10 protein-coding genes are annotated in these 15,863 nt (G+C 71.0%); 6 read left to right on the forward strand and 4 right to left on the reverse strand.

What is annotated here, in order from left to right; translation table 11 throughout:
* Positions 1–164 precede the first annotated feature (164 nt).
* Positions 165–1,844: an AMP-binding protein gene (locus FB465_RS27070; protein ID WP_145794634.1), complete on the forward strand. Its 1,680-nt coding sequence runs from the start codon at positions 165–167 to the stop codon at positions 1,842–1,844.
* 135 nt (positions 1,845–1,979) lie between these two features.
* Complete coding sequence (locus tag FB465_RS27075) at positions 1,980–2,804, forward strand: PaaX family transcriptional regulator (RefSeq protein WP_145794636.1); 825 nt, start codon at positions 1,980–1,982, stop codon at positions 2,802–2,804.
* A gap of 23 nt (positions 2,805–2,827) precedes the next feature.
* On the opposite strand, the gene FB465_RS27080 is transcribed toward FB465_RS27075, so the two are convergent.
* On the reverse strand, positions 2,828–3,835 hold the full coding sequence (locus tag FB465_RS27080; protein ID WP_145794638.1) for a LacI family DNA-binding transcriptional regulator: 1,008 nt from the start codon (positions 3,833–3,835) through the stop codon (positions 2,828–2,830).
* Between the two features lie 173 nt (positions 3,836–4,008).
* Here FB465_RS27080 and FB465_RS27085 point away from each other — a divergent pair, with 173 nt between their 5' ends.
* Together FB465_RS27085 and FB465_RS27090 are read left to right on the forward strand one after the other, a co-directional pair.
* Complete coding sequence (locus tag FB465_RS27085) at positions 4,009–5,637, forward strand: amidohydrolase (RefSeq protein WP_145794639.1); 1,629 nt, start codon at positions 4,009–4,011, stop codon at positions 5,635–5,637.
* Between the two features lie 66 nt (positions 5,638–5,703).
* Positions 5,704–6,438: a VOC family protein gene (locus FB465_RS27090; RefSeq protein WP_145794641.1), complete on the forward strand. Its 735-nt coding sequence runs from the start codon at positions 5,704–5,706 to the stop codon at positions 6,436–6,438.
* A gap of 63 nt (positions 6,439–6,501) precedes the next feature.
* Here the strand turns inward: FB465_RS27090 and FB465_RS27095 are convergent, their stop codons facing one another.
* A complete protein-coding gene (locus FB465_RS27095) occupies positions 6,502–7,062 on the reverse strand; it encodes an LppU/SCO3897 family protein (RefSeq protein WP_145794643.1) in 561 nt (186 codons plus the stop codon).
* A 195-nt stretch (positions 7,063–7,257) separates the two neighbouring features.
* Here FB465_RS27095 and FB465_RS27100 point away from each other — a divergent pair, with 195 nt between their 5' ends.
* Both FB465_RS27100 and FB465_RS27105 read left to right on the forward strand, forming a co-directional pair.
* Complete coding sequence (locus FB465_RS27100) at positions 7,258–7,701, forward strand: DUF2871 domain-containing protein (RefSeq protein ID WP_145794645.1); 444 nt, start codon at positions 7,258–7,260, stop codon at positions 7,699–7,701.
* A gap of 563 nt (positions 7,702–8,264) precedes the next feature.
* Entirely contained in the window at positions 8,265–9,710 is a 1,446-nt protein-coding gene (locus FB465_RS27105) for a nucleobase:cation symporter-2 family protein (protein ID WP_145794646.1), read from the forward strand.
* A 69-nt stretch (positions 9,711–9,779) separates the two neighbouring features.
* Here the strand turns inward: FB465_RS27105 and FB465_RS27110 are convergent, their stop codons facing one another.
* The gene (locus FB465_RS27110) at positions 9,780–13,034 is read right to left on the reverse strand and encodes a S8 family serine peptidase (protein WP_425461262.1); all 3,255 of its coding nucleotides are present in this window, start codon (positions 13,032–13,034) and stop codon (positions 9,780–9,782) included.
* A gap of 436 nt (positions 13,035–13,470) precedes the next feature.
* Positions 13,471–15,558 carry an elongation factor G gene (gene fusA / locus FB465_RS27115; RefSeq protein ID WP_211785862.1) on the reverse strand — a complete coding sequence of 696 codons (2,088 nt, stop codon included), beginning with the start codon at positions 15,556–15,558 and terminating at the stop codon, positions 13,471–13,473.
* Positions 15,559–15,863: the final 305 nt, after the last annotated feature.

A 15,863-nucleotide genomic window follows, 5' to 3' on the forward strand; every position in this document is an offset into this window, starting at 1 on the left:
GACTCTGCGGCCAACCCGTGTGTCCTTCAGGCCGGTTCGCCATGCAGTCCGTCCCGGACCGATGGGGCGAGGATTTTCCGCACCAAAAGATACCGGTCTATTGACTGTCGTCATGACAGCGGCATACTTGCCTCACTCCTCGCCGAACCGAATGAGGTGCCGCCATGGAGCTCTCCCCTTCTGCCCATGTGGACACGTTCTGTCGCGACCGACTCCCGCCCTTCGAGCAGTGGCCCGAACTTCTCTTCGACCTACCGGAGTTGGCCTACCCCGACCGGCTGAACTGCGCGACGGCGCTGCTCGACGACACCGTCGAGCGGCTGGGACCGGACCGCCGGTGCCTGCTCACGCCGACCGAGCAGTGGACGTACGGCGAGCTTCAACGCCGGTCCGGCCAGGTCGCGCAGGTGCTCACCGAGGACCTCGGACTGGTGCCCGGCAACCGCGTGCTGCTGCGTGGCCCCAACAACCCCTGGCTGGTGGCCTGTTGGCTCGGCGTGCTGAAGGCCGGCGCGGTCGCCGTCACCACCATGCCCCTGCTGCGGGCGCACGAACTGGAGACCGTGCACGAGATCGGCGCACCCGTCATCGCCCTGTGCGATCACCGCTTCCACGACGATCTCGCCGCAGCCGAGACGCCCGGTCTGACGATCCTCACCTACGGCGGCGCCGGCTCGGACGACCTGACGGCGCTCTGTGGCGCCAAGACCGGGGTCTTCACCGCCGTCGACACGGCCGCGGACGATGTGGCGCTGATCGCCTTCACCTCCGGCACCACCGGCCGGCCCAAGGCCACCATGCACTTCCACCGCGACGTGCTGGCCAATGCCGACACCTTCTCCCGCCACATCCTCGAGCCCGAACCGGAGGACCTGTTCGCCGGTACACCTCCGCTGGCGTTCACCTTCGGCCTCGGCGGGCTGGTGGTCTTCCCCCTGCGGGCCGGCGCGGCATCCCTGCTGCTGGAGCAGGCGACCCCTCAGCAGCTCGCGGAGCAGGTGGCGGAGCACGGGGTCACCGTCCTGTTCACCGCCCCCACCGCCTACCGGGCGATCCTGGCCGCCGGACTCGCCGACCGCCTTTCCGCCGTGCGCCGTTGCGTGTCCGCCGGCGAATCCCTGCCCGCTGCCCTGTGGGAGGCGTTCCACGAGGCCACCGGGCTGCGCCTGGTCGACGGCATCGGGGCGACCGAGCTGCTCCACATCTTCATCTCCGCCGCCGACGGCGACATCCGCCCCGGCGCCACCGGCAGGCCCGTCCCCGGCTACCGGGCCGCCGTGCTGGACGAGCAGGGCAGCCCCGTGCCCGACGGGCAGCCCGGCCTGCTCGCGGTCAAGGGGCCGACCGGCTGCCGCTACCTGGACGACGAGCGGCAGGCCGGCTATGTCCGCGACGGCTGGAACGTCACCGGCGACACCTACATCCGCGACCGGGACGGCTACTTCTGGTACCAGGCACGCAGCGACGACATGATCGTCTCCTCCGGTCACAACATCGCCGGCCCGGAGGTCGAGCAGGCCCTCATCGGGCACCCTGACGTCCTGGACTGCGCGGTCGCGGGAGCTCCGGACGAGCGGCGCGGAATGATCGTCAAGGCGTACGTGGTGCTCCGCGACGGCGTGCCGGCCGGGCCGGGCACCGTCAAGGAGCTCCAGGACTTCGTCAAGCGGACCATCGCGCCCTACAAGTACCCGCGTGCGGTGGAGTTCGTCCCGGCGCTGCCCCGCAACTCCAGCGGCAAGATCCACCGGGCGGAGCTGCGCCGCTGGGCGCGGGCGGTCCCTGATCCCGCCGTTCCCGGACAGGCCGGAGTACCGGCTCCGGCTGAGGTGCCTCGGAGTTGACGGCCTGTTCGGCGGCGTCCGGATGAGGTGCCCGCGTGAGCCCCGGGCGGGCACCCCGGCTCCACGCCGTCGGCCCCGGCCGGGCCCGGGAGCCGCGCTCGGTATGATCGCCGCGGTACCAGAGGAAGGGCGACCATGGCGGAGACCGCGATCCGGCCCAGCTCCCTGATCAACACGATCTACGGCGAATTCGTCCGCCGACTCGGGGGCTGGATCTCCATCGCAGACCTGATCGGGCTGATGGCCGAACTGGACGTCGACAGCCAGGCCGTGCGCTCCGCGATCTCCCGCCTGAAGAAGGGCGGGACACTCGTCCAGGAGCGACGCACCGGCGTCGGGTACCACCTCGGTGACGCCATGGGCCCGGTCTTCGACGAGGGTGACCGCCGCATCTTCGGCCACCTCGAACCCGCCCGCCTCGAGGACGGCTGGGTGATGGCGGTGTTCTCGGTCCCGGAGTCCGAGCGCGCCCACCGCCACCAGCTGCGCTCACGCCTGTCCTGGCTCGGCTTCGGCAACGTCTCGCCGGGCGTGTGGCTGGCACCCGCCCGGCTGCTGCCCGACGCGCGGGGCATGCTGGAGCGGACCGGCCTGAGTGAGTACGTCCACCTCTTCACCTCCCACCACGCGGCCTTCGCCGACCTGCCCACCGCCGTGACGTCGTGGTGGGACTTCGCGGCCATCGAGGCCCAGTACGCCGAATTCACCGACGCCTGGGGGCCGGTCGCCGACGAGCTGCGGGAGGAGCCGCAGATCGACCCGGTCGAGGCGTTCCGCGACTACGTGCCGATGCTCACCCAGTGGCGCCGGCTGCCCTACCTCGACCCCGGCCTGCCCACCGAACTGCTGCCGGCCGACTGGAACGCCGTCGAGGCCAGGCGCGTCTTCGTGGAGCTCCACGCCCTGCTCGCCGAGCCGAGCCTGCGGCACGTCGAGAAGGTGACCGGCCTCTCGCACTGAACGGCGGGCGGAATGCGCGTTGGTCAGGAGGACTGGCGGGGGAGCACCTCGAACCGGATACGGGGGAGCGGGGCCGGGCTCCCGCCCGTGATCAGGCGGTCGACGGCCTCGGCCATGAGGTCGGCGCCCGGCAGGTGGTACCGCACGGAGGTCAGCCGGGGCCGAACGACGCGGGCGAGCAGCAGGTCGTCCGCGCCGACGACGGCGATCTGCTCGGGGACGGCGACCCCGCAGTCCGCGAGCGCGGCGGACAGCAGCGCGGCGTACTCGTCGTTGTAGCCGAACACCGCGTCCAGGCCCAGCTCCCGGCAGAGCACGGCGAGGGCCGCTGCCGCCTCGTCGCTGTAGCGCATCGGCAGCGGGGTGATCTCGGCCCTGCGATCGGCGGCCACCCGCCTGGCGCCCGCCAGCCGGGGCTCGGCGAACGCCGACAGGCCCCGCTCCATCGGCATCACCACGCCGATCCGGCTGCGTCCCCGCGCGATCAGGTGCTCGGTCGCCGCGATCCCGATGTCGGCCTGGTCCCCGATGAGCGTGAACACTCCTTCCACGGGCTCGGCGGAGACGGTGACCACCGCCTTCGTCCCGGCCTGGGCCAGTACCTGCACGGCCTCGGGCGTCAGCCTGGCACCGCCCATCGCCATCACCGCGGCGGGGCGCAGCTGCGCCCAGGCGCGCGCGGCCGTCACGGGGTCGGTCGAGCGGTCGCCGTGCAGGACGACCGTGTAGCCGCGGCTGCCCAGGGCGGTCTCGAGCTCGTCGACCCAGTCGCTGAACAGGCGTCCCATGGCCGACACCGAGGCGGGCAGCACCACGAGATCGCTGCGGCCGGCGCGCAGTGACCGCGCCGCCGCGTGCGGCACGTACCCCAGCTGCTCGGCAGCGGCCAGCACCTTGGCTCTGGTCGTCTCGCTGATCCGCGCCGACGGCGTCCGGTTCAGGACGAAGGAGACGGTCGTGCGGGAGACGCCGGCGGCGCGCGCGACATCGGCGCTGGTGATGTGGGGGGTGGGGCGCTGTTCGGGTGGCATATCGCTTGCATCATTCCAGTCCGCCGAAGGCCGGTGCAGCCCCTGTTGCGGGTGCTGCACAGGCAACCACGAGTTTACACGTGTTACCACCGGTCGGCGCTCTTGCGCGGTGCCCACCCGAGCCGGTTCGCTGGCCGTCCGGCCGTCGATTCGCAATGGAGCGAGGAGCAGAAATGCCGAAACCACCCGCCGATCTGGTGATCCGAGCAGGCGCGGTCCACACGCTGGTACCGGGGCAGGACACGCAGCGGGCCGTCGCCGTGACGGGGGAGCGCATCACGGCTCTCTCCCCCGAACCGGGCGGCCTGGATCACCTGATCGGCCCTGCCACCGTGGTTGTCGACGAGCCGGACGCCACCGTGCTGCCCGCCTTCGACGACACCCACACGCACCTGATCCTCGCCGGGTACAGCGTCCACGACGTGCCGGTCCACCGCGCCCGCACCATCCCGGAGTTCCTCGGGCTGATCCGCGAGCGCGCCGCGGCCACCCCGCCGGGCCAGTGGATCCGTACCACCACCAACTGGCAGGAGCTCAACCTGGCCGAGCAACGGCTGCCCACCGCAGCCGAGTTGGACCAGGCGACCACCGAGCACCCGGTCCTGGTCAAGCGCGGCAGCCACAATGACGTCCTGAACTCCCACGCCCTCCGGCTGGCCGGCATCACCGCCGACACCTCCCAGCCGAACGGCGGTCTGATCGAACGCGACCACCAGGGGCGGCTCACGGGCCGCCTGGTGGACCACGCGATGGACCTCGCCGAACGGCTGCTCCCGCGTCCGGACCTCGCCGACCGGATCGACGGGCTGCGGGTGGCGTCGTACGACTACGCCGCCAACGGTATCGGCGCCGTCCGCGACTGCATGGTCCCCGTCGAGGATCTGGAGGTGCTCCGCGCCGTCCGGGACGCCGGAGCGCTCGGCGTGCGGATCCGGGCGCTGGTCTCGGGCTTCAGTGCCCGCTCCGCTGCCGAGGTGGACGAGCTGCTGGACCGGATGGAGGGATGGCGTGGCACCGACGACCCCTGGCTGAGGGTGTGGGGCGTGAAGTTCGGCATCGACGGCGGGATCGAGGCCGGAGCGCTGGAAGAGCCCTACGCCGACCGCCCCTGCTACTGCGGCACCCTTCTCTGGGAGCCCGACGCACTTTTCGAGGCCGTCGACCGGGTGGTGCGACGCGGCTGGCGCGTCGGTGTCCACGCCTGGGGCGACCGCGGGCTGCGTGTCCTGCTGGACGTCTACGAGCGCGTCCTGCAGGCCCACGCCGGCCTGCCCCAGGGCACGCTGGTGATCGAGCACGGCGGGCTGGCCCGCCCCGAGCAGCGCGCCCGGGCCATCTCGCTCGGGATTCCGGTGACCGTCCAGCACCCGCTGCTGCACGACGTCGCCGCACCGCAGATCCGTGCGTGGGGCCCCGAACGGGTCAGCGACATCTTCCCCCTGCGGGAGTGGGTCGACGAGGGCGCACTGCTCGCCGCCGGCTCGGACTTCCCGGTCGGCCCGTACGGTGCGATGACCTCGGTCTGGGGCATGACGACCCGTCAGACCTCCACCGGCGCGCAGGGCCCGCAGCACGCCATCACCCGGGCCGAGGCCGTCGCCCTGCACACCACCAACGCCGCCCGCCTGCTGGGCGAGACGGGCGAGCGGGGCAGTCTGGCCCCGGGGCTGCTCGCCGACGTGACGCTGTGGCCCGCCGATCCGTTCACCTGCTCGGCCAAGGAACTGGAGGCCCTGCGGCCCGATCTCACCCTCGTCGGCGGCCGGGCCGTGCACGACCCCCGCTTCCTCGCCACCGGCTGAGCCCGCGCCTGCGCCCCCCGACACCGTGGGTGCAGAACTGTCCGGCCTGCTCGCTACGTTGGGGGCATGACGAATACTGAGCGCAAGACCGAGAGGATCAGGCCGCGGCAGTTCCATGAGGCCGCCGGTGTCGAGGATTGGCGTGTCCTGGGAGAAGGAGCCTGCACGTACTTCCGTACCGGCTCGTTCGCGGCCGGCGCGCGGCTCGTGCACGAGATCAGCCGGCGGGTCGGCCTCGAGGACCACCAGCCCGACGTCGACCTGCGGTCCGAGGGCGTGACCGTCCGGCTGATCACGATCACGGAGGACGTTTACGGGATGACCGAGCGGGACGTCGAACTGGCCCGGCAGATCTCGGCGGTGGCGCGAGAGCTGGGCGTCCCCGCCGACCCGTCCGCCGTGCAGACCGTCCAGGTCACCGTCGACGCTCTCGCCGGTCCCGAGGTGACGCCGTTCTGGCGCGCCCTGCTCGGCTACCAGGAGCGCGCCGGCAGCGCCGAGGACCTGATCGACCCGCACCGCCGCGGGGCACCGTTCTACTTCCAGCAGATGGACGCGCCGCGCCCGCAGCGCAACCGGGTGCACGTCGACGTCTGGGTGCCGTACGACCGGGCCGAGGCGCGGATCGCGGCGGCGATCGCCGCCGGAGGCCGCCTGGTGAACGACGACAATGCGCCCTCGCACTGGGTGCTGGCCGACCCCGAGGGCAACGAGGCCTGTGTCGGCACCTGCGGATGGATCGGGCCTGAACCCGGCAGGATTGTGAAGCCCTCACCGGACGCGACGGACCTTGCAGGCTGATCACCGGTCGAGACTCGGCCGCCACCCGCTCCTGCGGGCGGCGGCCGGAAGGCGGGCCGAGGGTCAGACCTTGGTGAAGCACAAGGTGTAGTCGGCGCTCCGGCTCCTCGAGTACTTGATGCCGTAGTCGAACTTCGACCCGCAACTCCGGTCGGAGCCGAAGAGCTTGTCGGCCATCCTGTACTCGGCCTCGGCGGAGGTACAGTCGACGATCACCGGCAGCGGCTGGCCCTGGGGGTCCTGGATCTTGACGCAGTCGCCGACCTTGGGGTCGTACTTCTTGTTCTCCTCGGCCCGCGCGGACTGCGAAGCCGCTGCCTTGGCTTTGCCGCTGGTGGGGCTGGTGTTGTAGTCCCACACGTACCAGGCCCCGCCGCCGAAGATCGCCACGACGATGGCGATCGGGAGCAGTGCCTGCAACGGGCTCCGCTGCTGTGGCCGCTGTGGCCCGCCCGGCGGCTGGGGTGCGGGCTGCTGCCGGCCCCCGTACGGAAGTTGCTGTCCGTACGGGGGCTGCTGCCCGTACGGAGCTTGCTGCCCGTACGGCATCGGTGGTGGCGGCGGCGAGTATCCGTACGGCTGCTGCGGCGGCTGGTTCTGATAGGGCGGCGGCGGTGCGGACATGACTGAGATCCCCGGGGTCGACTGCACGGACGAACGTCAACTCGGTGTTGACCGATGCAGGCTACCGGTCGCCACCTGTCCGCCGGTCGGTACGCCCATGGGCCGACCTTCCCGAAGCCCGTGAAGAACTCTGCCCGGAGTGGTTCAATTTCCCCGGCCCGCAAGGTACTTGATCAGAAGGAAGTGAGCGCGGCGATGCGGAAGTCCTACTATGCGGCACACGTCTACATGATCCTCGGAGTGATCTCCGGGCTGTACTACCGGGAGATCACCAAGAGCCACCACTTCGAGGGCGACACTCAACTGTCGGTCGTGCACACCCACTTGCTCGCCCTGGGCATGCTGGGCTTCCTCATCGTCCTCGCCCTCGACAAGCAGTTCCAGCTCTCCGGGACGAGACTGTTCCCGTACTTCTTCTGGTTCTACAACGCGGGCATCGCGATCACCGTCCTCATGATGCTCGTCCGCGGCACCCAGACCGTGCTCGGTAACCATGTCCCCGAGGCGGTGTCGTGGATCGCCGGCCTGGGGCACATCATCCTCACGGTCGGGCTCATCCTGCTGTTCGTCCTGCTGGGCAAGCGCCTCAACGAGCCCGCGGAGCCCGAGCCCGCGGAGCCCGAGTCGGTGAACACCTGACGTCTGGTGGAGCATCAGTGCGCGGACAGCAGCGAGCACGAACTGAGCGCGGAACTGTACGGATCTTCGAGGTCGGACCGCAGGCATGGCCTGCGCGATGGAGCTTCGTCCAGTGGTTGGTGGCGCGGCGTGCCGCTCTAATTGCCCCAGCACCACGCATGGAGCCGTGACCTCACCACGAGGGGGCGCGACTTCCTGCGGCACCACCGGCACCACATCAACGAAACCGGATGTCGGCACCCTCGCTCGCGATGGGAACGCCCCCCGGATAACCGTCCGACTCCTGGCAGCGCCCGACTTCGCTCTGGCGTCCCGCCCGGATGTTCAGCCAGCCAACTCCCCGCTCCCACCACCGGATCAACCCTCTTCACCGGCCCGTACCCGGCCGCGTCACCTGCTGTCGAGCGCTGCGCATGCCGTCCAACGCTGCGCGCTGCCCGGTCGACCGGCAGATGACGCTCGCCCGGAGCCGCGACCGGCCGCCATCACCCCGTACGTCCGTCAGGCACGCCTCGCCGTCGTGCCAGGTACGACGATTCCCGCTGCCCCCACGGAGGTCAACGATGCAGTCATCCCAGAGCGAGAGGTCGAGCCCGGCCGAGGTCCACCCCGTCGACGAGGTACTGCCGGCGCCCCGGCTGGCGATCCTCGGTCTGCAGCACGTCTTCATCATGTATGCCGGTGCGGTCGCCGTCCCCTTCATCGTGGGCAGCGCGCTCAAGCTGGACATGCGGACGATCGCCCTGCTGGTCAACGCCGACCTGCTGGTCGCGGGCATCGCGACGATCATCCAGGCGGTCGGCATCTCGAAGATCTTCGGTGTGCGCCTGCCGGTGGTCGCGGGAGCGACCTTCACCGTGGTGAGCCCGATGATCACCATCGCGGCCAAGCACGGCCTGCCGACCGTCTACGGTGCGATGCTCTGTTCGGGCGTCTTCGGGCTCCTCATCGCGAAGCCGTTCAGCAAGATGATCAAGTTCTTCCCGCCCTTGGTCGCCGGCACCGTGATCGCCGTCATCGGCCTGTCGCTGATCGGCCCGGGGGCCGGGATGATCGCGGGTCACAACACCGGCGCCGCCGACTACGGCCAGGTCTCGCACATCGCGCTCGGCTTCGGCGTCATCGCGCTGATCGTGGTCTTCAGCAAGGTACTTCGCGGGTTCCTCGGCCAGATCGCGCCGCTGCTCGCCCTTGTCGTCGGCACCCTGGTCTCGATCCCGATGCACCTCCTCCACCTCGACGGGGTCAAGTCCGCCGACTGGATCGGGATCGCCTCGCCGTTCCACTTCGGTGCGCCGCGCTTCGACGCCGCAGCGATCATCTCGATGTGCATCGTCATGCTGGTCACGTACACCGAGTCCACCGCCGACATGCTCGCGGTGGCCGAGATGACCGGCAAGGAACTCACCGACGGCGACATCGCCAGGGGCCTGGCCACCGACGGTCTGTCCGCCGTGCTCGGCGGAACCATGAACTCCTTCCCGGACACCGCCTACGCCGAGAACGTCGGTCTGGTGCAGATGACCGGGGTCCGCAGCCGCTGGGTGGTCGCGGTCGCCGGCTGCTTCCTCCTGGTGATGGGGCTGGTGCCGAAGGTCGGGGCGTTCGTCGCGGCCGTGCCCGAACCGGTGGTCGGCGGTGCCGCGTTGGTCATGTTCGCCATGGTGACCGCGGTGGGGATCCAGACCCTGAAGAAGGTCGACTTCACCGGTAACCACAACTTCCTGGTCGTCGCCGTCTCCCTCGGTGTCGGGATGCTGCCGGCCGTGGCCACGGACCAGTTCGGCAACGAGGTCTTCTTCAAGAACTTCCCGGACTGGACCCAGATCATCTTCGGCAGCCCGATCACGCTCACCGTCATCCTGGCCTTCGGGCTCAACCTGGTGTTCAACCACCTCACGGCACCGAGGTCGAGGACCGCCCTGCCCCACCAGGCCACGTCCACCGTCGGCCCGGACCCCGTCGGCCCGGACCCCGACGACTCTCAGCCGTCGACCGCCTCCCTCTGAAACGCCCCGTGCCCCTGGAGCAGATGCTGCTCCAGGGGCACGGGCATGAGCACGAGGTCCTGCGGTGCGTCAGCCCGCGTTGACCTTGGTGATCAGGACGCTGCCGCTGCCGGCCGGCGCGCCGTGCGCGTCAACCAGGTTGACCTCGCCGAACAGCTGCCGGCCCGCCGGGGCCGGGCCCGCCGCGACGACCTGAGCCTGGACCGTGGCGGTGCCGCCCGCGGCCAGGGTGACCGCTCCGGCGTCCGCGGTCACGGTGCCGAGCTGGGGGGAGAAGTACACGTCCCGGTAGTCGTACGCGGTCGAGCCGCTCGGGACGCTGTAGCCGTCCACCGTGACGGTGTAGGTGCCGGCCGCCGGGTTGAGCAGGCTCACCGACTCCTCCGAGGTGCTTCCACCGGACGACGCGACCAACTTGCCGTTCAGGTAGACGGACAGGTCGAGGTCGGCCTTGCCGTCGCTCGCGTTGCCGATGGCGACGTCGAAGCGGGAGACGCCCGCCGGGACGACCACCGTGGTGCTCTGCGCCGCGTGGTCGGCGATGGTCGGCCGGGTCACCGCGGAGGAGCCCAGCTCACCGCCCTTGAGCGTGCCCTGGAAGGGGCCGTAGGCGTTCTTCAGGGTCCAGTTGACCGAGGCCGGCGTGCCCGGGGTGACCGAGTCCACCGTCTGGACCTGGGGGTCGAAGGCGACACCGAGGATCTTGGCGTCGATCGAGTACGGGTTGGCGTCCGGGGTGGTGGTCCGGCGCACCTCGGTCACGATCTCCCACACGCCGGCCTGCGGCGAGCGGTAGCTCCGGCTGGTGGGGCTGCCGCACTTGGGGCCGGGGGTGGGGTAGTTGGTCCAGCACTCGTTGCTCGCGGTCGGGTCGGCGGGAATGCCGTCCGGACGGATCGCGAGGAAGCGGAGCTGGCTGTCGGCCGCGACGCCGTCCAGGTTGACCGCGAAGGTCTTGGCGCCCTCGGGCACGGTCACGTAGTGCCGCTCCACCCGGCTGCGCGGCAGGGTGCCGGAGAAGCCGTAGTGGTAGTCCGGGGCCGCCAGGGTCTGGCCGACGATCGAGGTCAGCATGATCTGGTGGTCGATTCCGAGGGTGAACACGTCGTCGACGCGCAGGATCGCGCTGTGCAGGCCGAGGGACTTCGGCTTGGCCGCGACCTTGACGGTGACGGGCTTGTTCAGCGGCAGCGCGACGATTTCCTGGCCCGCGACCGACCAGGTGCCGTCGTCGCCGGCGATGCTCAGGCGGTGGAAGAGCGCGCTCGGCTCGCCGGTGGTGCGGGTGATGGTCACGTCGTACACCGAGCGCTTGCCGACCGCGGGGCCGCCGGCTGCGGCCGGGGCGCGGTCGTAGACGCCGTCGCCGAAGCCCGGGGTGGCCAGGTACGGGGACAGGACGCTGGTGGCCGGGGCCTTCACGGTGTACTCGTGGGCGTCGCCGGTGCCGTGCTCGAGGTAGCGCCAGGCGGCGTTCACGTCGATCAGACCGGCACCCTGCTCGGCGGCCTGGTAGCCCTTCAGCCAGCGGGTGGTGCTGGTGAGCGCGGTACGCAGCGCGAGCGGAGAGGCGTTGACGCGGTCGTCGTCGCCCTCGGCGTAGCGGTTGTCCTCCTTGGCGGCCGAGATCAGCAGCGCGGTGGCGCCGGCGGCCTGAGGGGACGCCATCGAGGTGCCCTGCAGCATGCCGTAGCCCGGGGGCAGCTCGTAGCCGGCCGGCGGGAAGGACGCGCCGGGCTCCCAGGTCGGGATGGTGTTCACCGAGGACCCCGGGGCCACCAGGGTCGGCGTGAATCCGCCGTCCTCACGGGGGCCGCGGGAGGAGAAGGTGAACAGTCCGTAGTCCTCGGAGGCCTTGGCACCGTAGTTGGACGCCCAGGTGTCCCGGCTGACGGCCGCGCCGACGCTGATGACCTTGGAGGCGAGGCCCGGGTCACCGATGGTGTTGAGGCCGGGGCCCTCGTTGCCCGCCGAGATGACCAGCTGGACGCCGGTCTTGTCGATGATCTGGGTGTAGAGGTGGGAACGGGCACTGTTGCCGTCGTTGAGCTGCGGCAGGCCGCCGATCGACATGTTGATGACGTCCACGCCGTGGTTGATGGCGAGGTCGGCCATGCCCTCCATCAGTGCGGTGGCGGTGCAGCCGGGGCCGAAGACGCAGGCACGGGACGAGACGATCTTCGCGCCGGGCGCGGCGCCGGTCATCTTGCCGCCGAACAGGCCGTTGGCGGAGGTGATGCCCGCCACGTGGGTGCCGTGCTCGCTGGCGACCAGCCCGATGTTCACGAAGTCGGCGTGCTTGCCGACCCACGGGCCGCCGACCGGGGAGAGGTCGACGTCCTTGCGGGTTTCGATCGTGAAGGGGATGGACTCGGCGATCGGGGTCTTCGGGTCGTCGGTGCCGAAGTGGCCGATCTGGAAGCCGTCCTTGTACGCCGACATCGCCTCGTCGTCGGTGAAGTCGGCGTTGTTGTCGAGGTCGACCCGGACCTTGCCGGTCGCCGGGTCGTACAGGACGGCCCAGGAGTCGGTGGTGGTGCCGTTGCGGTTGACGTCGCCCGCCGCGTCGCCGCCGAGCGTGACGCTCTCCTTGAACAGTGCGACCTTGTAACTGCCGGCCGGGGCGGTGTAGTTGCGGCCCTTGTAGGTGAAGCTCGGACCGGACACATCGGTGAGCATCGGCAGCCAGGTGCCGTCGCCGTCGATCAGCGGGTCGGTGGCCGTCACCCAGTCGACGATCTTGCGCTCGCCGGTGGTGGTCTTCTGCAGGGCCGGGTGGCCCAGGTCGACGCCCGAGTCGAGAATGCCGATGGTGACGCCGCGCCCGTCCGCGCCCGGGTGGCGCTTCACGAAGTCGATCGAGCCGATGTCGTTGGCGGGCTGGTACGAGTTGACCGCAGGCGTGTTGGCGTCCGGCGCGGGGTACTTGCCGGGCTCCGGCTTGGGTGCCGGCTTCGGCCGGTGCTTCTGAGGCGCCGGGTTGGCCTCGTCACGGAAGTACGGGGCGCCGATGGTCGGGGTCGGGACCTCCGCGGGGGAGCCGGTGCTGCCGCTGCCCACGCCTCCGTCGGCCTTGGGAGTCTTGGCGCCGGTGGGCGCGGCGTCGGTGTCCGCGTACGGATTCGGCAGCGGGACCGACTCGTTGAGGTCGATGGCCTGGACCTCGGAGAGCTTGGAGGCCCGGCCGATCAGGGCGTCGGCCTTGTCCGTGGGGACGGTCGCGCGGACGTAGCCGATCATGTCGATGGTCTTGCCGACACTGGCGCCCGCTGCGGTCAACTGCTCGGCGGTGGCGGCGGTGGTCCCGGGCTTCACGGCGAGCATGAGCGTGACGCTCGCGGTGCCGTCGGCCTTGGCCTGGGCGAGCAGGTCCGCGTCGTGTGCGGTCAGCTTGTCGCTGATCCCCGTCTTCACCCCGCCGGGGGCGGGTGGTGTGGTGGAGTCGGCCGCGAAGGCCGAGGTCAGGCCACCGGCGCCCAGCGCGGCGACGAGGCTCGCAGCCAAGGTCGCGCGGGCGAGCCGCCTTTGGGAACGTATCTGATGAGACATCGGCATCCCTGGTCGAAAAAAGCCATATCCGGATGACCGAAGAGACTGCCCTAACATGACTTGCCGTCACCAGACCTTCACATGGCGAATCCTGGCGTTGGCGCACACCCGCCAGTGAACCTCGGCGGATCGGCAGACCGGGGCGCGATGGCATGGTAGGTGCGGAAGTTGGGATGGCCCCGCCCGCGTACGGGCGAGGCCATCGTCGGGGCTACCGGGACGTCGTCCCGCCGGCCGCCGCGCTCGGCGCCGGGGCGTAGCCGGTGGCCCGGGTGGTGAAGGTGCCCCGGCCCTGGGTCCGGCTGCGCAGCCGGGTCGCGTAGCCGAACAACTCGGCCAGCGGCACGGTCGCGGTGATCACCGCCGTACCGGCCCGTGCGGTCGAGCCCGAGACCCGGCCGCGCCGCGCCGCCAGGTCGCCGAGCACCCCGCCCACGGCGTCGTCGGGCACGGTGGCCGTGACCTCGACCACCGGTTCCAGCAGCACCGTCTCGCAGGCCCGCAGAGCCTCCCGGAGCGCGAGCCGGCCGGCCGTCCGGAACGCCATCTCCGAGGAGTCCTTGGGATGGGTGGCTCCGTCGGTCAGGGTGACCCGCAGTCCGGTCACCGGGTGTCCGCCGAGGGGGCCCTCGGCCAGGGCGTCCCGGCAGCCGGCCTCCACCGCCCGGACGTACTCCTGCGGCACCCGTCCGCCGACGACGGTCGACCGGAACACGAAGTCCGGCGCGCCGTCGCCGGCAGCCTCCAGCGGCTCCACGTCGAGGACGACGTGGGCGAACTGGCCGGCGCCGCCGTCCTGTTTGACGTGCCGGTACACCGACCCGGACACCCCGCGGGCGACCGTCTCCCGGTAGGCCACCTGCGGCCGGCCGACGCCGACTTCCAGCCCGTGGGCGCGACGGATCTTCTCCACCGCGACCTCCAGATGCAGCTCGCCCATGCCCGACAGCACCGTCTGACCGGTCTCGGGATCGGTCCGGACCGCCAGCGAAGGATCCTCCTCGACCAACCGCGCCAAGGCCGACACCAGTCGGTCGGTGTCGGCGCCCCTCCGGGCCTCGACCGCCACCGAGACCACGGGATCGGCCACGGTGGGCGGTTCGAGGACCAGCGGCGCCGCGGGTACGCACAGGGTGGCCCCGGCGCGGGCAGCCTTCGGCCCGACCACCGCGACGATGTCCCCGGCCACCGCCTGGTCCACCTCCGCGTACCGGTCGGCCTGCACCCGCAGGATCCGGCTGATGCGCTCGGTGCGCCCTGCGCCCACGTCCAGCACCGCCTCTCCCTTCCGGACCGTTCCCGAGTACACCCGCAGGTAGGTCAGCCGCCCGGTGGCGGTCGAGTTCACCTTGAACACCAGCGCGGCGAACGGCGCCGCCGGGTCGGCGACCCGCTCCTGCACGGTGCCGTCCAGCGTTCCGCGTACCGCCGGCACGTCCAACGGCGAGGGCAGATAGGCGACGACGGCCTCCAGCAGCGGCTCGATCCCGCGGTTGCGGTAGGCCGAGCCGCACAGCACCACCACGCCCTCACCGGTATGGGTCAGGTCGCGCAGTGCGTCGGCCAGGGTCCGTGCGGAGACCGTGGACTCCGCACAGAACTCCTCGAGCGCGAGCGGGTGGAGTTCCGCCACCGCCTCCTCGAGCAGCCGGCGGCGCCGCTGCGCCTCCTCCCGCAGGGCGTCCGGCACCGGGCCCTCCTCGAAGGTGTCGCGGCCGTCGGCCCAGACCAGCGACCGCATGTTCAGCAGGTCCACCACACCGGTGAACCCGTCCTCGCTGCCGACCGGCAACTGGACCACCAGCGGGACGGTGTGCAGCCGCTCGCGGATCGACTCGACCGCCGTGTCGAGGTCGGCACCGGCGCGGTCCAGCTTGTTGACGAAGGCGATCCGCGGCACCCCGTGCCGATCGGCCTGCCGCCACACCGACTCGCTCTGCGGTTCGACGCCCGCGACGGCGTCGAACACCGCGATCGCGCCGTCGAGCACCCGGAGCGAGCGCTCCACCTCGTCGGAGAAGTCGACGTGGCCCGGTGTGTCGATCAGATTGATCCGGTGGCCGTCCCAGGCGCAACTCACCGCCGCGGCGAAGATGGTGATCCCGCGATCGCGCTCCTGGGAGTCGAAGTCGGTGACGGTCGTCCCGTCATGGACCTCGCCCCGCTTGTAGGTTGTGCCGGTGACGTACAGGATCCGTTCGGTGACGGTGGTCTTGCCCGCGTCGACGTGGGCGAGGATGCCCAGATTTCGGACGCCGGTCAGCGGACTGGTGAGACGACGGTGCAGTTCGGTACGCACGGCCCATGGCCTTTCAGGGTGATCAGATGCGGGGCGGCGCGATTGTCCGGACGAAACAGTGACCCACCCGGCTCAACGCCGGGCAGGAAGGGGTCAGTTCGTCACGGACGTCCGGTGCAGGCCGCGCAGCCGGCACCGGGCACACGAAGACACCAGGATCACCTCGTACCGTGACGGGGCAACGACGACAGCGGTGCGGTAGCGCACGGCCGGTCTCCCCTCACTCGTCACGGTGCGCGCTGCGATGCGGTGGCAGCGCGCGGTTCCTGGCGAGTCTAGGGAACCCGGCGTGGGCGGGGCACGGG

The sequence above is a fragment of the Kitasatospora atroaurantiaca genome (assembly GCF_007828955.1).
GTDB lineage: Bacteria > Actinomycetota > Actinomycetes > Streptomycetales > Streptomycetaceae > Kitasatospora > Kitasatospora atroaurantiaca.